The 19961-nt window shown below is 64.0% G+C and carries 24 protein-coding genes; 11 read left to right on the forward strand and 13 right to left on the reverse strand.

Annotated elements, in window-relative coordinates:
- The first annotated feature begins 67 nt into the window (after positions 1 to 67).
- From BLW21_RS11105 to BLW21_RS11115, 4 genes are all read left to right on the forward strand, one after another.
- A complete protein-coding gene (locus tag BLW21_RS11105; RefSeq protein WP_092739974.1) occupies positions 68 to 1477 on the forward strand; it encodes an L-lactate MFS transporter in 1410 nt (469 codons plus the stop codon).
- A gap of 102 nt (positions 1478 to 1579) precedes the next feature.
- Entirely contained in the window at positions 1580 to 1723 is a 144-nt protein-coding gene (locus BLW21_RS21520) for an MFS transporter small subunit (RefSeq protein WP_175470937.1), read from the forward strand.
- A 91-nt stretch (positions 1724 to 1814) separates the two neighbouring features.
- A complete protein-coding gene (locus BLW21_RS11110; RefSeq protein ID WP_092739976.1) occupies positions 1815 to 2270 on the forward strand; it encodes a putative signal transducing protein in 456 nt (151 codons plus the stop codon).
- A 38-nt stretch (positions 2271 to 2308) separates the two neighbouring features.
- Complete coding sequence (locus BLW21_RS11115) at positions 2309 to 2935, forward strand: hypothetical protein (protein ID WP_092739978.1); 627 nt, start codon at positions 2309 to 2311, stop codon at positions 2933 to 2935.
- 7 nt (positions 2936 to 2942) lie between these two features.
- Here the strand turns inward: BLW21_RS11115 and BLW21_RS11120 are convergent, their stop codons facing one another.
- Entirely contained in the window at positions 2943 to 4184 is a 1242-nt protein-coding gene (locus BLW21_RS11120; RefSeq protein ID WP_245711873.1) for a molybdopterin molybdotransferase MoeA, read from the reverse strand.
- 182 nt (positions 4185 to 4366) lie between these two features.
- Here BLW21_RS11120 and moaC point away from each other — a divergent pair, with 182 nt between their 5' ends.
- Together moaC and BLW21_RS11130 are read left to right on the forward strand one after the other, a co-directional pair.
- Positions 4367 to 4855, forward strand: a complete 489-nt coding sequence (moaC, locus tag BLW21_RS11125) for a cyclic pyranopterin monophosphate synthase MoaC (RefSeq protein WP_092739980.1) — start codon at positions 4367 to 4369, stop codon at positions 4853 to 4855.
- The gene (locus BLW21_RS11130; RefSeq protein ID WP_217633857.1) at positions 4845 to 6047 is read left to right on the forward strand and encodes an NTP transferase domain-containing protein; all 1203 of its coding nucleotides are present in this window, start codon (positions 4845 to 4847) and stop codon (positions 6045 to 6047) included. Before moaC ends, BLW21_RS11130 begins: the two co-directional genes overlap by 11 nt.
- 102 nt (positions 6048 to 6149) lie before the next feature.
- On the opposite strand, the gene BLW21_RS11135 is transcribed toward BLW21_RS11130, so the two are convergent.
- Both BLW21_RS11135 and moaD read right to left on the reverse strand, forming a co-directional pair.
- The gene (locus BLW21_RS11135; RefSeq protein ID WP_092739982.1) at positions 6150 to 6569 is read right to left on the reverse strand and encodes a molybdenum cofactor biosynthesis protein MoaE; all 420 of its coding nucleotides are present in this window, start codon (positions 6567 to 6569) and stop codon (positions 6150 to 6152) included.
- Positions 6570 to 6585: 16 nt separating this feature from the next.
- Positions 6586 to 6828, reverse strand: a complete 243-nt coding sequence (gene moaD, locus BLW21_RS11140; protein ID WP_092739984.1) for a molybdopterin converting factor subunit 1 — start codon at positions 6826 to 6828, stop codon at positions 6586 to 6588.
- A gap of 197 nt (positions 6829 to 7025) precedes the next feature.
- On the opposite strand from moaD, the gene moaA reads away from it, so the two are divergent.
- Both moaA and BLW21_RS11150 read left to right on the forward strand, forming a co-directional pair.
- Positions 7026 to 8021 (forward strand): GTP 3',8-cyclase MoaA, encoded by a 996-nt coding sequence (gene moaA / locus BLW21_RS11145; protein ID WP_092740119.1) that lies wholly within the window; start codon positions 7026 to 7028, stop codon positions 8019 to 8021.
- 171 nt (positions 8022 to 8192) lie between these two features.
- On the forward strand, positions 8193 to 8471 hold the full coding sequence (locus tag BLW21_RS11150) for a DUF1294 domain-containing protein (RefSeq protein ID WP_092739986.1): 279 nt from the start codon (positions 8193 to 8195) through the stop codon (positions 8469 to 8471).
- 124 nt (positions 8472 to 8595) lie between these two features.
- Here the strand turns inward: BLW21_RS11150 and BLW21_RS11155 are convergent, their stop codons facing one another.
- The gene (locus BLW21_RS11155) at positions 8596 to 10083 is read right to left on the reverse strand and encodes a S41 family peptidase (RefSeq protein WP_092739988.1); all 1488 of its coding nucleotides are present in this window, start codon (positions 10081 to 10083) and stop codon (positions 8596 to 8598) included.
- A 116-nt stretch (positions 10084 to 10199) separates the two neighbouring features.
- Between BLW21_RS11155 and BLW21_RS11160 the strand changes: the two genes are divergently transcribed.
- Positions 10200 to 11042 carry a DUF2490 domain-containing protein gene (locus BLW21_RS11160; protein WP_092739990.1) on the forward strand — a complete coding sequence of 281 codons (843 nt, stop codon included), beginning with the start codon at positions 10200 to 10202 and terminating at the stop codon, positions 11040 to 11042.
- A 184-nt stretch (positions 11043 to 11226) separates the two neighbouring features.
- On the opposite strand, the gene BLW21_RS11165 is transcribed toward BLW21_RS11160, so the two are convergent.
- Entirely contained in the window at positions 11227 to 12393 is a 1167-nt protein-coding gene (locus tag BLW21_RS11165) for a putative sulfate/molybdate transporter (protein WP_092739992.1), read from the reverse strand.
- 420 nt (positions 12394 to 12813) lie between these two features.
- On the opposite strand from BLW21_RS11165, the gene BLW21_RS11170 reads away from it, so the two are divergent.
- Positions 12814 to 13467, forward strand: coding sequence for a hypothetical protein (locus BLW21_RS11170; protein WP_092739994.1), 654 nt, complete (start codon positions 12814 to 12816; stop codon positions 13465 to 13467).
- Between the two features lie 197 nt (positions 13468 to 13664).
- Here BLW21_RS11170 and moeB read toward each other — a convergent pair whose 3' ends face one another.
- Positions 13665 to 14750, reverse strand: coding sequence for a HesA/MoeB/ThiF family protein (gene moeB / locus BLW21_RS11175; protein WP_092739996.1), 1086 nt, complete (start codon positions 14748 to 14750; stop codon positions 13665 to 13667).
- 218 nt (positions 14751 to 14968) lie between these two features.
- The gene (locus tag BLW21_RS11180) at positions 14969 to 15376 is read right to left on the reverse strand and encodes a hypothetical protein (protein WP_092739998.1); all 408 of its coding nucleotides are present in this window, start codon (positions 15374 to 15376) and stop codon (positions 14969 to 14971) included.
- A gap of 176 nt (positions 15377 to 15552) precedes the next feature.
- Here BLW21_RS11180 and BLW21_RS11185 point away from each other — a divergent pair, with 176 nt between their 5' ends.
- Positions 15553 to 15828, forward strand: coding sequence for a hypothetical protein (locus BLW21_RS11185; protein ID WP_139255179.1), 276 nt, complete (start codon positions 15553 to 15555; stop codon positions 15826 to 15828).
- Positions 15829 to 15950: 122 nt separating this feature from the next.
- On the opposite strand, the gene BLW21_RS11190 is transcribed toward BLW21_RS11185, so the two are convergent.
- The 6 genes from BLW21_RS11190 to BLW21_RS11215 all read right to left on the reverse strand — a co-directional run bounded on the left by BLW21_RS11190 (position 15951) and on the right by BLW21_RS11215 (position 19924).
- Entirely contained in the window at positions 15951 to 16271 is a 321-nt protein-coding gene (locus BLW21_RS11190; protein WP_092740002.1) for a hypothetical protein, read from the reverse strand.
- Between the two features lie 100 nt (positions 16272 to 16371).
- The gene (locus tag BLW21_RS11195) at positions 16372 to 17904 is read right to left on the reverse strand and encodes a bifunctional GNAT family N-acetyltransferase/carbon-nitrogen hydrolase family protein (RefSeq protein WP_092740004.1); all 1533 of its coding nucleotides are present in this window, start codon (positions 17902 to 17904) and stop codon (positions 16372 to 16374) included.
- A gap of 244 nt (positions 17905 to 18148) precedes the next feature.
- On the reverse strand, positions 18149 to 18460 hold the full coding sequence (locus tag BLW21_RS11200; RefSeq protein ID WP_139255180.1) for a hypothetical protein: 312 nt from the start codon (positions 18458 to 18460) through the stop codon (positions 18149 to 18151).
- Positions 18461 to 18702: 242 nt separating this feature from the next.
- A complete protein-coding gene (locus BLW21_RS11205; RefSeq protein ID WP_092740008.1) occupies positions 18703 to 19122 on the reverse strand; it encodes a hypothetical protein in 420 nt (139 codons plus the stop codon).
- A gap of 80 nt (positions 19123 to 19202) precedes the next feature.
- On the reverse strand, positions 19203 to 19463 hold the full coding sequence (locus BLW21_RS11210) for a hypothetical protein (RefSeq protein ID WP_092740010.1): 261 nt from the start codon (positions 19461 to 19463) through the stop codon (positions 19203 to 19205).
- Between the two features lie 77 nt (positions 19464 to 19540).
- On the reverse strand, positions 19541 to 19924 hold the full coding sequence (locus tag BLW21_RS11215) for a hypothetical protein (protein WP_139255181.1): 384 nt from the start codon (positions 19922 to 19924) through the stop codon (positions 19541 to 19543).
- Positions 19925 to 19961 lie beyond the last annotated feature (37 nt).

The following is a 19961-nucleotide window of genomic DNA, read 5'->3' on the forward strand; positions in this document are numbered from 1 at the left end:
CCGCTGGGCGAATGCCGGAGCAGGGCAAGATTTCGTTCGTTCTTCCCACTCCCAAACCACCTGTTTTATGGCAGAAGCATCGTTACTGGACCGCAGCCGCACCGTGGCCGGGCCGGGCTACAACCGCTGGCTGATTCCGCCCGCCGCCCTGGCAATCCACCTCGCCATCGGTCAGGCCTACGCCTTCAGCGTGTTCAAAAAGCCCCTGGGCGCCCTCATCAGCGGCGACCCGGCTGCCCCCGCCGCCGCCGACTGGACGCCCACGCAACTGGGCATTATTTTTTCGATTGCCATTGTATTGCTGGGTCTCTCGGCGGCTATTTTTGGGAAGTGGCTGGAACGTGTGGGGCCGCGCAAAGCCATGATGGCCTCGGCGCTATGCTTTAGCGGCGGCTTTTTTATTGCGGCTTTGGGCGTGCACCTGCACAACCTCTGGATTGTGTACTTCGGCTACGGCGTAGTGGGCGGCATTGGGCTGGGCATCGGGTATATTTCGCCGGTGAGCACGCTCATTAAGTGGTTTCCCGACCGCCGGGGCGTGGCTACCGGCATGGCCATTATGGGCTTTGGCGGCGGCGCCATGATTGCTTCACCACTGTCGGTGGCTCTCATGGACCACTTCAAAACCAGCGGCACGGGTACGCTGGGCGTGGCCGCTACTTTTCTCACGCTGGGCGTCATCTACCTGCTGTTCATGCAGTTTGGCGTCTGGACCATCCGGGTGCCCGCCGACGACTGGGCCCCGGCCGGCTACGTGCCCAACCCCCAGCATAGTGCCCTGATTACCAGCAGCAACGTATCGGCCGACAATGCGCTGAAAACGCCGCAGTTCTGGCTGCTGTGGGTGGTGCTGCTCACCAACGTAACGGCCGGTATCGGGGTGCTCGAAACGGCTTCTCCTCTTATCCAGGAGTCCTTTTCTGATGCCGTTATGGGCGCGGGGCGTGGCGTAACGGCAGCGGCGGCGGCCGGCTTCGTGGGCCTGCTGAGCTTGTTCAACCTGCTGGGCCGCTTCTTCTGGTCGTCGGCTTCGGACAAAATGGGCCGCAAAACCACTTACGCCATCTATTTCGGGCTGGGCATCTTGCTCTACGCCCTCATCCCGACCCTGGGCCGCAACACGCAGTTGGCGTTGTACGTGGGCGTAGCCTGCGTAATTATCAGTATGTATGGCGGTGGCTTTGCTACCATTCCGGCCTACCTCTCCGACCTGTTCGGCAAGTACCAGGTGGGGGCCATTCATGGCCGCCTGCTTACGGCCTGGAGTACGGCCGGCGTGCTGGGGCCGCTCATCGTCAACTTCCTGCACGAGAGCCGCAAAGCGGAGGGCTTCACCGGCGCGGCCGCCTACCAAACAGTGTTCTACGCTATGGCCGGCCTGCTGGTAGTGGGCCTGCTGGCCAACTTTGCCGTTACGGCCGTCAACGAGAAATACAACGAAAAAGGCCCCGTTAAAGCAGAGCCCGGCGGACACTAATTTTTTTGTGCCCCGGGCTTCGTTGGCAGTGCTTTGGATTGAACGTCATCCGAATTACTGCCAACGAAGCCTGGGGCACCAACTACTAAGCTCTAAATCAACATGAATCAGCCTCCTGTTTCTTCCGCTACGCCCGAAACGCCCGGTTCGGGCGGGGCCGTGTTTCTGGCCTGGGCCTTCGTAGGCATACCGCTGCTTTGGGGTGTATCCCAGACCTTTATCAAGGCCCTCGACCTGTTTAAGTAGGTCGGCTTCCGGCTCCTATTGCGTACCTTTCGCGGCACCCATCTGGGTGCCGCGTTTGTTTTAGCGAATTCCCGATTTCGCGCATTACTCCATGCCGGCAGATGTTCCTTCCGAAGCGGCCGCTATCGTGCTGCTCGACTCGTTCACCGATTCCATTGCTGCCCACCTGGCCCGCAACCAGCTCGACGCGGCCGGCATTCCGTGCTTTCTGAGCAATGAAAGCCGCCCTTATGGTCCGGCCTTTGGCCATGTGGGCCTTTATGTGCGCGCCCCCGATGTGGAGACGGCCCGCGAAACGCTGCACCCCCAGCAAACCCACATGCACGCCGTGGCCCCCGACGCCGCTGAGCGCGAAGCAGCCCCCGAAACGACCGACGTAGCCGCCACCCGCTGCCCCCGCTGCCACCACCACGACGTAGTGTGCCGCCACCAGCCCGGCCCCACCGACAACCTGTTCGTCAAGCTCCGCTTCTGGCTGCTGGCCTCCGATAATCCCCAGTGCCACTGCTTCCACTGCGGCCACGATTTTGAGGTGGTGCAGGGTTGAACGCTACTATATGGCAGGGCTCTTCTATTCAAAGAACGATGCTGCTACTTCCACTTGTAAGCGCCCTTACCACCGTGCTATCGACACCTGGCGAAGCCATTGGCAGCCAATACTCTACTGCCGTAGCGCCACCCGGGTCAATTCCACCGCTGTACCGATTCTTGCAGCAGCATTTTGATAGCACCATTGTCTATCAGCAGCAGGGCTCCTGGAACCAAGGCCCAAATATGTTGATTCTGTCGAAGAAGGGGCAGCAGGTGTATTTTTTCACGTATCGCAGCCCTTATCAACCGACTCAGGGCCATTACATCCCCGGCGGCCTCACGCAGAAATTCAGCAAGCAGGAAGCCCGCTTCCGGGCTATTCAGCCCGATACCAATCAGTACTTTCTGCCTCAGCGCGTATCTGAACCGGTACTAAAGCAGACGTGGAAAAACCTGCACCCAACTCAGCTTTGGCAGGTGCGCAACAATGATGCCCGCTCCAGTGATGAAGAATGCATAATTGAGGATGCAAGTACTGTAACGCTCTGGTTTCTAACCCGTGCAAACTCCCGGACCGCATGTTTCTATGCGCCTGATTTTTATGAGGAGTGTGCTGGGCCGGGAGTGAATCGTAGGCAGGCAATTAAGACGCGAATGGCTCTGGAGGCACTATTGAGATAGTAGTCTCTTACTCCCGAAACCGCCACACCGGCAGCACGATGCCCACCGGGAAGTGCTCCATTTCGGGGGGCAGTTCCAGAAAGCCGCCTGACGTGAGCAGGCTGGCCATATCGCCGGAGCCGCCGGCCCGCTCGGGCGTGGCCAGCAGGCGGCCATCGGGGCTGTACTCCAGGCTTACGAGCAGGAAGTGGGTCATGGCGGGCCTGAACTCGATGGGCGCGGTAAGCACGGCCGGCACCGGGCCGCGGCCGGTTGCAGCTACTCCGGCGGGCTGCTGGCTGGCTTGCAGCCAGGGCTGCACGTAGCGGTAGAAATTCATGAACGTGGACACCGGGTTGCCGGGCAGCGCGAATACCACCGCCCCACCGGCCCGGGCCCCGAACCAAAACGGCTTGCCCGGCCGCTGGGCCACGCCATGAAACCGCTGCTCCACGCCCAGTTCCTGCAATATTTCGGGCAGAAAATCGGCCTTGCCCATCGAAACACCCCCGCTCAGCACCACGGCATCGTAGCCGGCCAGCAGCGCCGGCAGCTCCTGGTGCAACACGGCCGGGTCGTCGTCGAAGTGGAAGCTATCGGCCTCGGCGCCGGCCTGCCAGGCAGCGGCCTGCAGCATCAGGGCATTGGAGCGCCGGATCTGATGGGCGGCGGGTTGCGCACTGATGGGCACCAGTTCGTCGCCGGTACCCACCACGGCCAGGCGCGGGCGCCGCGCCACGGCTACTGTGGCGGCCCCGATGGTAGCGGCCACGGCCATTTCGGCGGGCTCCAGGCGGGTGCCGGCGGGCACCAGCAACTCGCCGCACTGGCGGTCGGCGGCCTGGCGGTGTACGTTGTGGCCGGCGCGGGGCGGCAGGGCCTGCACGGTGGCATGGCGCTGGCCGGTTTCGTCGGTGCGGAACAAAAGGTCTTCGTAGCGAATCACCGTATCAAGCCCCGCTGGCAGCATGGCGCCAGTCATTATTTCGACAGCAGCGGTGGCGGGGGTACCGGTTACTGGCGGTTGGCCGGCAAACTGGGTAGCCGCAATCAGAAACTCCCGCTGCCCGGCAACCAGCGCGTCGTAGCGCAGGGCCATACCATCCATGGCCACCCGGTTGAAGGGCGGAAAGTCGCGGTCGGCCCGCAGGTCTTCGTGCAGGATGCGGCCGGCGGCCAGCGACAGGCTCAGCAGTTCGGTACCCAGCGGGCGGATGGTGGCGGCGACGAGGCGGGTGGCTTCGGCAACTGAAATCATGGGCGGGAGCATGAGCAGCAAGGTTGAACGGAAAGAATGGTCATTCCGACGAAGGAGGAATCTTGCGTGCAACAGTAAACATACCCATTGTTCTTCCGACTGCACGCGAGATTCCTCCTTCGTCGGAATGACCGTTCTTTCCAATCAAGTACCGAACTTGTCGGTTCATTCCATTCCGCCTGCTTCATCCTGCCATGTCCGATTCTGCCAAACTCACTCACCTCGACGCCTCCGGCCAGCCCGCCATGGTAGATGTGGGGGCCAAAACCCCCACCCGCCGCGTAGCCGTGGCCCGCAGCCGCGTGGTGCTCGGCCCCGAAATTATGGCCCTGGTAAAGGAAGGCGACCTGCCTACCCGCAAAGGCCCCGTTTTTCAGACCGCTATTCTGGCCGGTATTATGGGCGCCAAGCGTACCTCCGAGCTGATTCCGCTTTGCCACCCGCTGGGCCTCGACAACTGCCGGGTAACCATTGAACCCGACGGGCCCGACGCCGTGCTGATTGAGTGTACGGCCACCGTAACGGGCAAAACGGGCGTGGAAATGGAGGCGCTGACCGGGGCCTCCGTAGCCGCCCTCACCATCTACGACATGTGCAAGGCCCTCTCGCACGACATCGTTATTCAGGAAACCCGCCTGCTCAGCAAAAGCGGCGGCAAAAGCGACTTTCAGCATGAAGCTTAACCCCACCGACCCCACTTCCGACCCGGCTGCCCCGGCCCCGCGCCGCAAGCACGCCGCCCTGGCCCGACCCGACCTGGGCGAATTCGGCCGCCGCGAGCTGGCCATTCTGGGGGCGCCCTGCGGCCGGATTAAGGAGCTGGCGGCCCGGCTGTTGCCGCTGCTGGCGCCTACGTTGCGCGTGGCCTACGTGGATGCCGACCACGCCGCCGCCGATGCCGTGCGCAACGGCACCGCGCCCGAAACCGGCATGCTGGCCGCCGGGGCCAATGCCGAGCTGACCGACAACATCAGCTTCGCCCGCCTCGATGTGCGCCGGCCGCTCGACCGGTTCAGCCAGCCCGAGCTGCTGGCCCGCCAGAGCCTGACGCTGGTAAACGGCAACCACTTTCGGGCGCGCCAACAGCTGGTAATTCTTGACCCCACCAAGCCGCTGGACAAGAAGCTCGACCGCCTTACCGATGTGCGCGCCCTGCTGCTGCCCGAAGGCGTAACCGAAGTGCCCGCCTACCTCTTGGCGCACTTAGCCGAAACCAAGGTGCCGCTGCTACCCCTGGCCGATACCGCCGCTTTGGCCGAGCTGGTGCTGCGCGAGTGGCACGCCGCCGCTCCGCCACTCCGGGGCCTGGTGCTGGCCGGCGGCCGCAGCCAACGCATGGGCCAGGATAAGGGCCAGCTGGCTTACCACGGCCAGCAGGAGCAGCGCGCCTACGCCGCCGAACTACTGGCCCCCTTCTGCCACGACGTGCACGTTTCCTGCCGCCCCGACCAGATTACGGAGCTCGAATACGCCGGCCTACGCCCGCTGCCCGACTCGTTCACCGACCTCGGCCCGCTCAGCGGCCTGCTCTCGGCTTTCCGCCTCGACCCCAACGCCGCCTGGCTGGTAGTGGCCTGCGACCTGCCATTATTGTCGGAAGCGACGCTGGGCTACCTGGTGGAAAACCGCCAGCCCGGCCGGTTGGCCACCACCTTCCAAAGCCCCGAAAACGAGTGGCCCGAGCCGCTCATTACCATCTGGGAGCCGGCCAGCTACGGGGAGTTATTGCGCTTCCTGAGCCTAGGCTACAGCTGCCCGCGCAAAACCCTCATCAACTCCGACATCGAGCTGCTGGCCCCACCGGCTCCCGGCGAGTTGCGCAACGTGAACACCCCGGAGGAAGCGGCGCAGGCGATGGGATTAATTAATAATTAGGAATTAATAATGAAGAATTGGCCGCTGAACGACCCATTTGGGCACCGTTCAACGGCCAATTCTTCATTATTAATTATTAATTCTTAATTGACTCGCAGAGTCTCAAGGGTGCGCCGCTACCCACACGTCGCCGTCCTGGTAGAACTCCTTTTTCCAGATGGTGACGACCTGCTTGAGCGTGTCGATGATATACTGGCAGGCGGCGAAGCTTTCGGCGCGGTGGGGCGTGGAAACGGCCACCACCACGGCCACGTCGCCGATGTAGAGGGTGCCTTTGCGGTGCACTACGGTTACTTTCTGCAGCATGGGCCACTTTTCCACCGCCTGCTCGGCCACTTTGCGCAATTGGTGCAGGGCCATGCTGTCGTAGGCCTCGTACTCCAGGCGGATCACGGCGCGGCCGGTGCTCTGGTTGCGCACCGTGCCGATGAACGTATTGATGGCACCCGCGCCATCGGCTTCCACGCTGCGCAGGGCGACGGCTATGGCGATGGGCTGATCGGTCAGGTCGATGTGAATCATATGGAGGATGCTAGTGCTAGCCGCCGCTAACGGGCGGAATCAGGGCTATTTCGTCGCGCTCGTGCAGCGGCGTATCGTCGGCGGCGTACTCGTTGTTGACGGCGACGGCCAGGCTGCTCAGGTTGGCCAGGGCGGGGTAGCGGGCGTGCAGCTCGGCGAGCAGGCCCTGGGCCGACTGGCCGGCGGCGGTTTCTATTTCGAGGCTGGACTGGCCCACGATTTCGCGGGCCACGCCGAACAAGGCTATATTTAGGCGCATGTTTTTTTGGGCTGATGGGGCAATAGTACGTAGACCAAACCCAAACCACCGCGTTGGTGTTACGTTTGTTCTGTTGCCCCCGCCACTGTGGCCCGGCCGCCGCGCCTTTTTCCTGCTCCCTCATGGCCCTTTCCGCCGTTTCATCCGCGTCTGCTCCCGATAATCCGTCCGTGTCGCGGGAAGCGACCCCGCGGCCGGTGCTGTTCGATAACCACGACCGCCCCCTGGAGTACCTGCGCCTGGCCGTAACCGACCGCTGCAACCTGCGCTGCTTCTACTGCATGCCCGAGGAAGGCATCAAGTACCTGCCCAAGCAGGAACTGCTGACCTACGAGGAAATGCTCCGCCTGACGGGCCTGCTGGCCGGCTTGGGCGTGCGCAAGGTGCGCCTGACTGGCGGCGAGCCCTTCGTGCGGCGCGACCTGGTGCCGTTTATGGCCCGCTTGAGTGAGCTGCCCGGCATCGAGGAGCTGAGCCTGACCACCAACGGTGTGCTCACGGCTCCGCACGTGCCGGAGCTGGCCCGTTTGGGCGTGCGCACCGTCAACCTCAGCCTCGATACGCTCGACCGCGCCCGCTTCGCCGCCATTACCCGCCGCGACGAGCTGCCCCGGGTGCTCGACACGCTGTACGCGCTGCTGGAAGCCGGCATTCGTGTCAAGATAAATGCCGTGGTGATGGACGGGCAGAACATCGAGGACCTGCTGCCGCTGGCCGAGCTGACCCGCGAGCTGCCCGTGGAGGTGCGCTTTATCGAGGAGATGCCCTTCAACGGCGGCAGCCACGAGGCCACACCCGCCACGCTGCCCTGGAATCACCACCGCATCCGCGAGCATCTAGCCCTCAACCTGGGCGAACTGCTACCCGTGCCCTCCCACCCCGGCGACACCGCCAGCCACTACACCGTGGCCGGCCACCAGGGCCGCCTGGGCATTATTGCGGCCTACTCGCGCACCTTCTGCGGCACCTGCAACCGCCTGCGTCTCACGGCCGAAGGCGGCCTTAAAACCTGCCTCTACGACCAGGGCGTGCTCGACCTGCGGGCCATGCTGCGCACCGGCGCTTCGGATGACGACCTGATAGCCGCTCTCAGCCATGCCTTCCGCCACCGCGCCGCCAACGGCTTCGAGGCTGAAAGCCAGCGCCCGTTGCATCAGCTCAATTTCGAGTCGATGAGCACGATTGGGGGGTAGGCGAAGCTGCTGATTCCAGGTACTGACACTGGCTACCCAAGCGGCTCGTCAAGTGTAACGGCAAAGCCTTCTGGGTCTTTTCGACTTTTTGCCTGAACCCGGCCCTATAACTTGCGGCCCCGCCGATGCACTCTTCGGCTGCCCCGCCAACGGCAGCCCGCCTCCCGCACCATGAATGTACTTCTGAGCTGCCTGTTGTTCTTCAATCTACTGTGCTTTCTGCTTTTCGCCCTGGATAAACGGAAAGCCCAACGGAGCCAGCGGCGCATTGCCGAAAAAACGCTGCACCTCGCCACGCTGCCGGGCGCGGCGCCAGGCGCGTGGGCGGCTATCCTGCTGTTGCACCATAAAAACCGCAAAGCCGCTTTCTGGGGCGTTACCCTGGCGCTGACGCTGCTACAAGCCGCGGCTCTCTATTTCGCGTGGCCCTATTTGCAGGCACCGTTTTGATGAGCATAAGGGGCTCGGGGCTTGACCCCGCCCGCCGCAGAAACGATGCGTTACGAGCGTTGTCCTCGTTTGAGAGGTCGTTTCGGTGGCGGGCGGGCACAAGCCCCACCCCTACCCAGCTCTGTTAGCGCCCCGGCTGCCGGTACCAGGTCCGCACCTGCTCCACCATGTCGGGGGCGTTGGGGTTGAGGCGGACGGTGGGGGCAATGCCCACGCCGTCGATGCCCTGGTTGCGGTCGAGGCGGAAAGTGCGCGAGGTGGCCCAGCCCAGGCGTAGGCCGGGGCAGAGCAGGGGCGCGAACTGCATGTTGGCGTAGTCGAGCACCCCGGCCGAGTTCTCGCCGAACAGCGTGACCTTGCCGCTCTGGCGGGCTTCGAGCAGAAACTGCTCGGTCGTGCTGCCGCAGCCCCGGTTCTGCAGGATGGCCACGCGCGCTACTTCGGGGTGCTGGCGGCGGCGGGACAGCCGCTGCACCGAAACCCCGTCGCTGTTGGGCCGCTGCTTGATAAGCTGGCCGGGGTGGGCATCGAGGCGGCGGCGCAGCTGGGCGATGAACAGCTTTTCGGGCACGCTCATGTCGGGGTAGAGGGCGCCGTTGTACTTGGCGTTGTTGAGCGGCGTTGAGCGCAGGGCTACGCCTACGGTTTGCACGGGCTGGGTGTAGAGGTAGGGCGTGAGCGAGCGGTAAGATCCATCGGAGCCGCCGCCGTTGTAGCGCAGGTCCAGGATGAGCAGGCGGGTGCGGCGCAGGTTGGCGGCGTTGGCTTTCGTGAGCGAGTCGATGAGGGGGCGGTACTGGCCGTCGAAGGAGGCGATGCGGTAGAGGGCCGTGGTGTCGTCGAGCATCTGGAAGCGGTGATTGGCGACGCGGGCCGGGGCGGGCGGCACCGCTACCGGCCGCGGGTACACCCGGTACCAGGGCGAATCATCAAACTGAATAACGCCCTCGGCCGGCAGCGTTACGCGGCGCAACTGCTCCTCGTGGTTTTGCATCCGGTAGGTGCCGGTAGCGGGGCCGGCGGCGGTGGGGGTCGCAAAGGCGAACTTCACCTGGCCGGGCACCCACCACACGCTGTCGGCCCGCAACACGAATGCCTGGTAGTGAGCGGGCTGACCGGCGGCCACTACGCCCACGCTATAATTGTTGCCCGCGTCGCGCCAAATGCCTTCGAGGGGCTGTTTGGGGCGGGCGGGGTCGTCGAGGTAAGCGCGGAAGCTAGCGCGGGTCCAGGGCAGGCGGGGCGCACCGACAAACCGGGCCCGGATAGTAGCCGGGTCGAGCTGCGGGAGGGGCTGGTCGTTCTTGATCTGCAAATGACCATCCTGAAAAAAGGTCAGCCACTCGTACAATACCAGACCGCAGCTGGCGGCGCGGGCCGTATCGGCGCGGGCTTGCACCACTCGCGTCAGGGAATCGAGGCGGGGGCGGGTGGCGGGCGTTACCTTGTCGGTGTAGCCGGCGTAGTTGGCCTCGATAAGCTGGCGCATCTGCCCGAGGCTCTGGGCGCAGTTGCAGGGGGCGGACGCAGCGGGCAGGGCGGCGGCCGACTGGGCGCGGACGGCGGGGGCAGCCAGCAGCAGCAGAGCCGGCAGAAACAGGAAGCGAAGCATAGGGGCCTACGTTAGAGGAAAAGCAGCACGTAACGCCGCAGATGCGCGCCGGCCCGCCGGGGTTGCCTGCCGGTGGTTTGCCACCGCAAGTAGCGCCGGCCCGCTACCTTCGGGGCATGAACCGGCCGTCCCTCCCTCCCACCCAAGCCACCGCCTGCGCCCTGCTGCTGGGAGGCCTCTTGCTGCTGGCCGGCCCCGCTGCCCACGCCCAAACCGCCCCCCGCCCGCCCGACCGGCAGTGGGGCTCCTGGACAATTAATACGCTCGTGCTGCCCGGCGGGCCCAAAGGCTGGGGCGGCTACTTCGAGTTGCAGGGCCGCGCCAACGCCATTGCCCGCCAGTTCTTCTACAACGAAATCAAGGGGGGAGTCAGCTACGACATAACCAACAACTTCACGGTGCTGCTGGGCACCGGCCGCTACTCCACGGCCGACTACCGCGACCTGAGCGCGGGTTACCTGGCCCTGGAGCGGCGCCTGTGGCAGCAGTTCACCTTCACCCAGCCCGTGGGCCGCGTTAAGCTGGAGCACCGGTTTCGGGTAGAGCAGCGCTGGACGCGCTTCCGCGACGATGTGGTGCCTGTTAACCAAGCCCGCTACCGGGGGCGGCAGCGCTACCGGCTCAGCGCGGTGCTGCCCCTCAACAACCCCACCATGCAGCCCGGCACGGCGTTTTTGTCGGTGTACAACGAGGTGTTCTTCGACCCGCGGGGACCCTACTTCGAGCGCAACCGGGTATACGCGGGCGGGGGCGTGCAGCTGAACCGGAACGTAACGGTACAGGCCGCCTGGCTGAACCAGATCGATTACCGCCCGGCCCGCGCCCAGCCCGGCACCGGCCTGTTCATCGCCCGCACCCGCCAGGCCAAAGACAACCTCGTGCTGACGCTGGTCTACCGCATCGTGCGCGCCAGGGCCGACGAAAAACCTGCTCCATTCACCCCATTTCAGCCGGACTGATTTTTGGAGCTGTTAGCTGATAGCTATTAGCTGGTAGCTTTCGTTCTGGTGGCCCTTGAGCAGCTATGCATACCGCGCCCTCCTGCTGGTTTCGTTCAACGATGAGACGCGAATACGCGGCTCTGCGTCCGGCGGTTATCGCCCGCGCCGCTGCCCCGAAGCTATTAGCTAATAGCTTAAAAAATCACTTCCCCAGGCCCACCCAGCCGCGTTGCATGGCGTAGTAGAGGGCCGTGCCCACGGTCAGGCCAACGAGGTAGCCGTAGGGGAGGCCGGCGCAGAGAATGCCCGTGAGCAGCGCCAGCAGCAGGTGGGCCCGCTCGGTGCTGATGTCGCGCAGCAGGGCGGCCAGGCTGAGGGCCTCGAAGAACAGCAGCACCCCCAAAATAGGCAGCGGAAACACCTGCACCAGCTGCTGAAAGCCCTGACTGAAAAACAGGCCCAGCACCAGAAACAGCCCGCCGTAGATAACTACCGAGCCGCCCGTGCGGCCCCCGAACGTGTAGTGGCCCACCATGCCGCCCGAGCCGTGGCAGACCGGGAAGCCACCCAAAAACGGGTTCACCAGGTTCATGAGGGCGTAGGTGAAGCTGATTTTACGCACCGTGAGGGGCCGCTCGGGAAAGTAGTCCTGCACCACCTGGCGGGTGGCCAGCACCGAGTTGCCTAGCGACAGCGGAATCTGGGGCAGGGCCAGCAGCACGGCCCCGGCCAGAATGTCGGCCAGTTGGGGAACGTGCCAGCTGGGCAGGCGCAGGCCCAGGGCCTGCTGGGCCGAGTTGAAATCGAGCTGAAAAACCAGCCCGTAGATAACGCCCAGGCTCACGACGACCAGCGCGGCCGGCCAGCGCCGGTTGCCCAGTAGCACCACCGTTATCAGGAAGGCCGCCGCCGCCAGGGCATAACCGCCGAGGCCGTCGGCGGGCACGTATTGCTTGAGGGCGAGCGTGGAGAGCTGCAGGGCCAGCCCGAACTGAATGCCGCGGATAACGGGCTTGGGCACGAGGCGGGCCAGCCCATCGATGAGGCCCGTAACGGAAAGCAGCAGCATGCCCACGCCCACCGCCAGCCCACCCCCGAAGATGACGCGACCGGGGATTTTCTGGGCAATAACCAGGGCGGCGAAGGCCTTGAGCGGCTGCACCGGCATCGGCATGCCATACCAGAGGCCCGAAAACAGCTGCATCAGCCCGAACATGATGAGCACCCCGGCGCTGTCGAGGCCGGAGGCGGCAATTACCCCGATGAGCAAGGGCAGATCAGTCCCTAAGTCGCCGAAGGCCCCGGCCAGTTCGTTGCGGTCGAAGCGGATGCGTGGACGGGCGGCGGAGGGGGAAGCAGTGGCAGGCATGGGGGCGTGGGCATAACGGCGTGCAAGGTACGGCGCAGGCGGGTCGTTGAACGACTATAGCGCAAACCAGCACGGCCGTAGCGCGAACGGTGCCGACAAGGGCGCGAACAGGTGCGGCACCCGTGCGAATCCTACTTACGCCTGTGCGAATCCTACTTGCTTTGGCGCGAACGGCTGCGGTAATGGTGCGCATCCTACGTACGCTTAAGCGAATCCTATTTTTGCTGGCGCGAACGGGTTGGGCGAGGATGCGAACGGCCGTGGCGGGGACGCGAACGGCCGTGGCGGGAGCGCGACTGGCTCCGACCAGAACCCCACTGCCCGCGACTTGCAGTTGGGTGGGGCATTGGCTAGCTTACCCGGTAGTTGCCGGCCCGCAACCGGGGGCTATCTTCCATCCTTCCATTCGGTTACCGTTCCATGGACGACAAAAGCCAGAATTACCGCATTATGGCCCAGGGCGTGCTGGCCCTGCTTACCCGCACCCGCCCCGAGTGGGAGGCCCGCTACGCCAAGCTGCTGCCCGACTACGAGACCCTGCAACAGGCGCTGGCCGAAGTAGACACCCAGGCCCAGGCCCGCAGCAGCACCGGCACCGCCGGCTACACCAGCGCCAAAGACGCCGCCGAAACGGCCGCCCTCGATGCCGCCCTGGTGGTGGTAAACGGCCTGCGCACCCTCCAGCTCGATACCCCCCGGCCCGCCCTGGCCAAGGTGGCCGCCTACTCGCCCTCGGCCCTCACCAAGCTCCGCGACCAGGCCCAGGCCGACGCCCTGATTGAGATTGGTACCGTAGCGGCCCCGCTGGCTGCCGAGCTGGCCGCCGAGCTGATAACGGCCGACCAGCTAACGCGGCAGCGCGACACGGCGGCGGCCTTCGCGGCCATGGTGGGCGTGGCCCGCACCCAAACAGTGGCGGGGGCCGCCGCCCGCCGCCAGGCCCTCGACCATCTGGCCGAAGCCCGCGCCGCCCTCGAACGCCTCGACGTACGGATGCCCAACCTGCGCCCCTTCCTGCCCGAGCTGGTAGCCCAGTACGAGCAGCAGCGCCGGGTGATAGACGCCGGCAGCTAGCACCTCGCGTAGCCGCTCTGCGCGTGCGCCTCACCCCCCTAGCCCCCTCTCCAAAAAGAAGAGGGGCGACTAGCTTGTAGTTGCTAAAGCTAAAGCAGCCGCAACTAAACTAGAAATTAGTTTTAGTCCCCCCTCTCCTTTTGGGGGAGAGGGGGCTAGGGGGTGAGGTGCCCACGGAGGGCGGCAACGCAAGGCCGTTAGCCCTCCCCGAACCCCTGTATCCCGCCGTCCAGGCTCCGCAGATTACGCAGGCCCAGCCCCTCCTGCAGCAGCGCTACGGCACGGACGCTGCGGGTGCCGCCCTGGCAGTACACCACCACCGGGCCGGTGGCCGGCACCTCGGCGGCGCGCGCTTCCAGCTGGCTTAGGGGCAGCGAAACGGCCCCCGACAGGTGGCCGGCGGCGTACTCATGGGGCTCGCGCACATCAAGCAGCAGCGGGGCAGCGGGGCCGGCCAACTCCCGGCGCAGCGCGGCGGCCGTTAGGGTGGGCAGCACGGGCTGGCACAACTCGGCGTAGGCGGCAGGATCGGCCGTGCCCAGGTACAGGGCCGCCTGTTCGGGGCGGCGGGCGAAGCGCAGCGTGCGGGTGGCAAACGTGAGGGCATCGAAGAGCCAGAGCCGGCCCGAAAGCACCTCACCCAGGCCCAGCAGCACCTTCAGCGTTTCGGTGGCTTGGGCGGTGCCCACCACGCCGGGCAGCACCCCCAGCACGCCGGTAGCCGAGCAGTTGGGGGCCTCCGCCGCGCCGGGCGGCACTGGAAAGAGGCAGCGGTAGGTGGGCCCGCCTTCAAAGTTGAACACCGATACCTGCCCCTCGAACTTATAAATGGCCCCCGACACGAGTGGCCGTCCCAGCAGCACGCAGGCGTCGTTCAGCAGGTAGCGGGTGGCGAAGTTGTCGGTGCCGTCCACCACCACATCGTAGGCCCCTACCAGCGCCCGAACGTTGCCCATATCGAGCCGCACAGCATGCACCTCGGTGCCGATGAGCGGGTTCAGACGGGCGACCACTGCGGCGGCGGTTTCGGCCTTGCTGCGCCCCACATCGGCCGGCCCGTACAAAATCTGGCGGTGCAGGTTGCTCTCGTCCACCACATCGGCATCCACAATGCCCAGCGTGCCCACCCCGGCCGCCGCCAGGTACTGCAGCACGGGGCACCCCAGCCCGCCTGCGCCCACCACCAGTACCCGGGCAGCCTTCAGCTTCAACTGGCCAGCCTCCCCAATTTCGGGTAGCTGGATATGGCGGCGGTATTTCCGCTTCTCCTCTTTCGTTAGCACTTCGGCGGAGAAGCGGGAATCAGGAATTATGGAGTCTGAATTTTGAATTGGAGCGGACACGGGGGAGGAATTATAGATTTTGAATTGGGGGAGTATGGGGAGTGTAGTAGGGGGAGTGGGTGAGTCGTGGGGGCATTGCCGGACTACTACTGAACATCCGTGCTTGCCCCTTCTACCATACGGCCCCACCCACCAATTCAAACTCTAAACTCTAAAATTTATACCCCAAAAAGCCATGCCACGGCTGCGCCTTCGTCGCCGAAGAAATTCACCTGATAGGGCTTGCCAGCGTAGTGTTCCACGGACTTGAACTCGGGGGCGGCCATGATGTGGGCCAGCAGCGCAGGGCTGGTGAGGTAGGCCACGCGCACGCCCCCCAGGCGGCGGGCCATATTGGGCATGAACTCGGTGAGCAGCCAGCGGGTAATGGCCGGGTCGTTCACCACGCGGCGTCGGATGTCCTGAAGCCAGTAGCGGCAGTTGCTGGCCTCGGCCGCGCGGGCCAACTGCTGGTAGGCGGCGGGCAGCAGGGCCGGGTCGGGCTCATGAGTCCAGCGGCCCACCAGCAGGTCGAGGTCGGCGCGGTAAGTGAGCTGGAGTAGCTCGGCGGGCGTATCGGGGGCCATAACGAAAACAGTAGAAACCAAAGCTACAAAAGCGGCGGGACCCATGCATCGGCCGGGCCGGGAAGCGAGTGCCACGGTAGGACAGCGCCAACGCGGCAACGCTCCGGCACGTAGCAGGCCCTACGGCGGCCTGTGCGGGGCAGCCGGTTTCGCCCACATAGTTTTCCCTGTCCATCATGCAACGAATGACCATCCTCCTGAGTGCCGCCGCCGCCCTGCTGCTCAGCGCCTGCTCACAAACCACCGACCCCTCGGTTGGCGAACCTGCCGATGCGCCCGCCACCACCGAAACGCCCCTGGAGCAAGCCGCCGACCTGCCCCCCGGCACTACCATTAAGGGCGCCGATGGCAGTAAAATAGTGAAGCAGGCCGATGGCGACATCAAGGTGAAAGACGCCGACGGCAACAAAGTAAAACGGGATGCCGACGACGGCACCGTGAAGGTGAAGTAACAGGATGCCTTGGTGCCCGACTATAACGCGAAGCTCCGGCTTCGCGTGTCGTTGCTGACGTGATAACGACGTCGTTCAACGACACGCGAAGCCGGAGCTTCGCGCTACAGTTGGGCGGCATATTACTGCCGGGCGGCGCGCTTGCGCTTGCGCACGGGCGGCTCCGGGGCCGGGGCTGGCTCTATCTGCACCGAATCGGCGCTTACTACCCCGAACCGCACCTTAGGCATGGGCAACTGAGCGTTAGGCTCCACGGCGGGCACTGCTAGCGGCTCGGCGCCACCCTGGCCGACCCCCGTGGGCAGCACCACCCCAGGCACCGGACTAATGCGCTCGGTGGGCTGGTAGCGGGTGGGCGTAGTGGGCGTGCGGTTTTGGGCGAGGCCAGTGAGCGGGGCGCTCAGGCCGCCCAGCAGCAGGGCAACGGTCAGGAAACGAAACATGGCTGGGGAGGCTAAGGTGGAACAGGGCAGCAGGCCCTCACTACCTGTTACGGCAGTCCGGTTATCGGCGTTGGATTGGTTGCAGCACCCGGGAGTTGCTTTAATGCTTAGGCATCAGCTCGGCCGAGCTGAGCGAGTACACATCGTGGCGGCGGCTACGCAGGTTCTGTACGCTGCCCTGCTGGCGCAGCTTGTCCAGAATGGATAAGTCGACGTCGGTCACCAGAATCATCTCGGTGTTGGGTGTAGCCTCGCTCTTAACGCCGGTGGTAGGAAACGAGAAGTCGCAGGGCGTAAGCACGGCCGACTGAGCGTATTGGATATCCATGTTTTTCACGCGGGGCAGGTTGCCCACCGAACCGGCAATGGCCACGTAGCACTCGTTTTCGATGGCCCGGGCCTGGGCGCAGTGCCGCACCCGCGAGTAGGCCGTCTGAGTGTCGGTGAGGAAGGGTACGAACAGGATATCCATGCCCTGGTTGGCCAGCAAACGAGCCAGCTCCGGGAACTCGGCATCGTAGCAGATAAGTATGCCGATGCGGCCGCTGTCGGTATCGAAGGTCTGGAGGCGGTTGCCTCCCTTCAGGGCCCAATACTTGGCCTCGTTGGGCGTTACATGGATTTTCTCGTAGCGTTCCGTTGTGCCGTTGCGGCGGCACAGGTAGCCCACGTTCAGCAGCTGGCCGTCGGCGGCCAGCTCGGGCATCGAGCCAGTGATGATGTTGATGTGGTACTTAACGGCCAGTTGGGTGAAACGACGCAGGATTTCATCCGAAAACTGGCTGAGCTTACGGATAGCATCAATTTCGGATAGCTCGTTGGTTTCGGCCATCAGCGGCCCGTGGAACAGCTCGGGAAACAGGGCAAAGTCGGCCCGGTAAGAAGCCAGCGCATCCACGAAATACTCGACCTGCTGAAACATATCCTCTACGCCATCATAGAGGCGCATCTGCCACTGCACCAAGCCCAGGCGCACCTGGGTTTTGGGCGCCACCGCCGTAGCGGACCGCTCGTGGTAGAGCATATTGTCCCACTCCATGAGCAGGGCATAGTTGCCCGAGGCCTCGTCGCCGGGCAGGTACCCCCGGATCACGCGCACCGGATGGAAGTCGTTGGAAAGCTGGAAATTAAGCGCTGGATCCAGAATTTCGCGGTTTTTCACCCGCTGCACGTACTCCTTGGGCGTCAATGTATCCTGGTGCTCGCGGTAGCCGGCAATGCGGGCCCCAAACGCAATGGTACGCAGGTTGAGCCGCTCACAGAGCTCCTTGCGGGCCTCATAGAGCCGCCGCGCCAGGCGCCGCCCACGGTACTCGGGATCCACGAATACCTCGATGCCATAAAGTGTGTCGCCGGCCGGGTTATGGGTGCTGAAGGTATAGTCGCCGGTAATCTGGCGGTAGGTATGATCATCGGAGTACTTGGCGCGCTCCACGATGATGGAAAGCGCCGCCGCCACTACGGTTCCGTTCATGGTTACCACCAACTGGCCCGTCGGAAACAGGTCCCGCAGCCGCGCCAGCGACTCGGCGGGCCAATAGCTGCCCATTTCGGGGTAGGCCCGGCGCATGGCCGCATTAAAGGATTCATAGTCTTCGGCCCGCAAATGGCGGATTTCAATTACTTCGTTCATGCAGGTATGGGTTGGAGGAGCGCACACGCCACCGGCTGCATACGCCCAAACCGGCCGTAGCCCGGCAGCTGCGCAGGGCGACGGCCGGCTACGGAGTGGTCGATTGGACAGCCTTCTATTTTGGCGGAGCCGCTGCTTACTAAACGAGCCTCGCCGCGTTTGGTTGGCCGGCAATGCCAGCCTTACTAAGCCACAAAAGCCGCTTCCTTGGCAGGAAGCGGCTTTTGTGGCTTAGTAAGGCTGGCTATTTTTTCATCACGCGGGTCGGAGCCCCGGCCTTCACGTTCGGAACGTGGGTGCGCCGTTTGGCCTGGGCCTTGCGGCGCAGCTTCCAGCGGCGCACAGGACCAAGCTTCTTCATCTTTTTACGGGCACCGCCCTTGTAGGTCATGTAGTTGGGACGACCCTTGCGGGGGGCACGCCGGAAAAAGCCACCCAACGTAGCAGTCGGGGCCAGTAGTGCAGTACCGGCTGCAACCGCGGGCGCGCTGGTAGTTGCGCGGGCCGGCGCGGGCTCCAGCATCATTGCAAAAGCCAGCAGCAAGAAAAGTAGCATTTTGAACATAGAGAGGAAGAGAAGGGTGGATTGGAAATGCCTGCCAGAAGCGAACTACGGGTCTTACTATTGAAGTACCTAGCTCACAATGAAGGTAAAGCAAATACACGCGCTATAAAAATTCATCTTTCCACGAATCTTTTGCACGGTTCATCCCCCTTGCAATAAATTGTCTTATTGCAAGGCAACGAAATACCCCTACTTCTCATAGTACAAAAACCGGCGCTACCGCCACCGCACCTCTACCGGCGCGAACAAAGCCAGCGTACCGCCTCGCCCTCATCGGTGAACTGGCGTACCGAGCAGTAGTCGCCGTGCGTGTGGGGCAGGGAGGGCAGCGTTTCGTCCTGGGCATCGTCGAGCTGGTAGGGAGCTACCAGAAAAGCCAGGAAAACGTGGTGGCCTAATTGCTGCCGCAGGGTAGGATAGAAGTGCTCAGTGAGCCAGTGTACATCGTCCAGGTCTACCCCGATGCGGCGACGGGCATCAACCAGCCAGCACTGGCAGGCGTTGCAGGTGCTGGCGTGGCGCAGCAGCAACTGGTAACCCGCCCGCAACTCTCCCGAAGTGGTTGGCCGTAGCCAGCGGGCGGTAATAAGGCCCAAATCGGGCCGGTAGGTAAGGTCGAGAAAGTCGGCGAGCGAGGCAGTGGCAGTTGTCATGCGGGCAGAATCAGGTGGACCCGGCTAGCCGGTCCGTTGCCATACGCTCCTACCGGGGCCAGCGTTGGCCAATGGGCCACTTAAGGCCGGCGCGGCTCGTCAGAAGTAAGCGTCGACGACTTGCTTTTCCTGGTCTTTGCCCGTTTCAGAGGCTGGTTGTCGTAGTCGGTAGTTACCTGCTGCTTAGGGGCCCCGGTCATGCCAGGGGCCACATAGATACCCTCCACCCGGTTCGTAGTGTCGGAAGGGGCAAGGTGAGTTTCGACTTCAGTGGTTTGGGCCGTAGCGGCCGAAGTCGCGCCGCCAGCTAATAGCGCAGTCAGAATGAAATAGCGAAGCATAGTTCTATCAGTCAAAAGGTTAAAACCTTTCATACGATACCTGCAGCCAGAATGATACGCGTCGCCTCACTGTCCAGCTAGTGCTGCACGGGCGGGGCCGGGGGCGTGGCCACTACCGGCGCCTCTACGGGCCGGATGTCGTAGCGGCGGTTGAACTCGGCCACGGCGGCCGAAGCTACATTGCGTTTCGTCACCACAACCATTACGCCTTCGCCGGCCGCAGCCCCGAAAATACGGATGGCCTCCGCGCCCTTCACTACGTGCACCGAGGCAATCGTGCGGCGGTTAAGGTCATCGATATTTTTTTTGGCCGTCGGCTGCCCGTCGAGGAAATACAGGCTCGGGGCAGCAGCGGCACGGGTTTCGGCGGCGCCGGCCGGCTGGCTCTGGCCCCGGGCAACGCCGGCCAGGCTGAGGGCGGCCGTTACGAGCACCGCGCCTAAGACAAGGGAAAATGACATAGATAAGAAGGAGTATAGGAAGGATGGAGGACTTGTA

Source organism: Hymenobacter psychrophilus (assembly GCF_900107135.1).
In the GTDB taxonomy this organism is placed as follows: domain Bacteria; phylum Bacteroidota; class Bacteroidia; order Cytophagales; family Hymenobacteraceae; genus Hymenobacter; species Hymenobacter psychrophilus.

Coding starts and splice junctions, on each gene's coding strand:
- BLW21_RS11155 (WP_092739988.1), bottom strand. CDS start 10,083: ATGCTTCGCTTCCTGTTTCTGCCGGCTCTGCTGCTGCTGGCTGCCCCC.
- BLW21_RS11105 (WP_092739974.1), top strand. CDS start 68: ATGGCAGAAGCATCGTTACTGGACCGCAGCCGCACCGTGGCCGGGCCG.
- BLW21_RS11165 (WP_092739992.1), bottom strand. CDS start 12,393: ATGCCTGCCACTGCTTCCCCCTCCGCCGCCCGTCCACGCATCCGCTTC.
- BLW21_RS11215 (WP_139255181.1), bottom strand. CDS start 19,924: ATGTCATTTTCCCTTGTCTTAGGCGCGGTGCTCGTAACGGCCGCCCTC.
- BLW21_RS11170 (WP_092739994.1), top strand. CDS start 12,814: ATGGACGACAAAAGCCAGAATTACCGCATTATGGCCCAGGGCGTGCTG.
- BLW21_RS11160 (WP_092739990.1), top strand. CDS start 10,200: ATGAACCGGCCGTCCCTCCCTCCCACCCAAGCCACCGCCTGCGCCCTG.
- BLW21_RS11115 (WP_092739978.1), top strand. CDS start 2,309: ATGCTGCTACTTCCACTTGTAAGCGCCCTTACCACCGTGCTATCGACA.
- BLW21_RS11210 (WP_092740010.1), bottom strand. CDS start 19,463: ATGCTTCGCTATTTCATTCTGACTGCGCTATTAGCTGGCGGCGCGACT.
- BLW21_RS11195 (WP_092740004.1), bottom strand. CDS start 17,904: ATGAACGAAGTAATTGAAATCCGCCATTTGCGGGCCGAAGACTATGAA.
- BLW21_RS11135 (WP_092739982.1), bottom strand. CDS start 6,569: ATGATTCACATCGACCTGACCGATCAGCCCATCGCCATAGCCGTCGCC.
- moaD (WP_092739984.1), bottom strand. CDS start 6,828: ATGCGCCTAAATATAGCCTTGTTCGGCGTGGCCCGCGAAATCGTGGGC.
- BLW21_RS11190 (WP_092740002.1), bottom strand. CDS start 16,271: ATGTTTCGTTTCCTGACCGTTGCCCTGCTGCTGGGCGGCCTGAGCGCC.
- BLW21_RS11110 (WP_092739976.1), top strand. CDS start 1,815: ATGCCGGCAGATGTTCCTTCCGAAGCGGCCGCTATCGTGCTGCTCGAC.
- moaC (WP_092739980.1), top strand. CDS start 4,367: ATGTCCGATTCTGCCAAACTCACTCACCTCGACGCCTCCGGCCAGCCC.
- BLW21_RS21520 (WP_175470937.1), top strand. CDS start 1,580: ATGAATCAGCCTCCTGTTTCTTCCGCTACGCCCGAAACGCCCGGTTCG.
- BLW21_RS11120 (WP_245711873.1), bottom strand. CDS start 4,184: ATGCTCCCGCCCATGATTTCAGTTGCCGAAGCCACCCGCCTCGTCGCC.
- BLW21_RS11150 (WP_092739986.1), top strand. CDS start 8,193: ATGAATGTACTTCTGAGCTGCCTGTTGTTCTTCAATCTACTGTGCTTT.
- BLW21_RS11185 (WP_139255179.1), top strand. CDS start 15,553: ATGCAACGAATGACCATCCTCCTGAGTGCCGCCGCCGCCCTGCTGCTC.
- BLW21_RS11200 (WP_139255180.1), bottom strand. CDS start 18,460: ATGCTACTTTTCTTGCTGCTGGCTTTTGCAATGATGCTGGAGCCCGCG.
- BLW21_RS11205 (WP_092740008.1), bottom strand. CDS start 19,122: ATGACAACTGCCACTGCCTCGCTCGCCGACTTTCTCGACCTTACCTAC.
- BLW21_RS11130 (WP_217633857.1), top strand. CDS start 4,845: ATGAAGCTTAACCCCACCGACCCCACTTCCGACCCGGCTGCCCCGGCC.
- BLW21_RS11180 (WP_092739998.1), bottom strand. CDS start 15,376: ATGGCCCCCGATACGCCCGCCGAGCTACTCCAGCTCACTTACCGCGCC.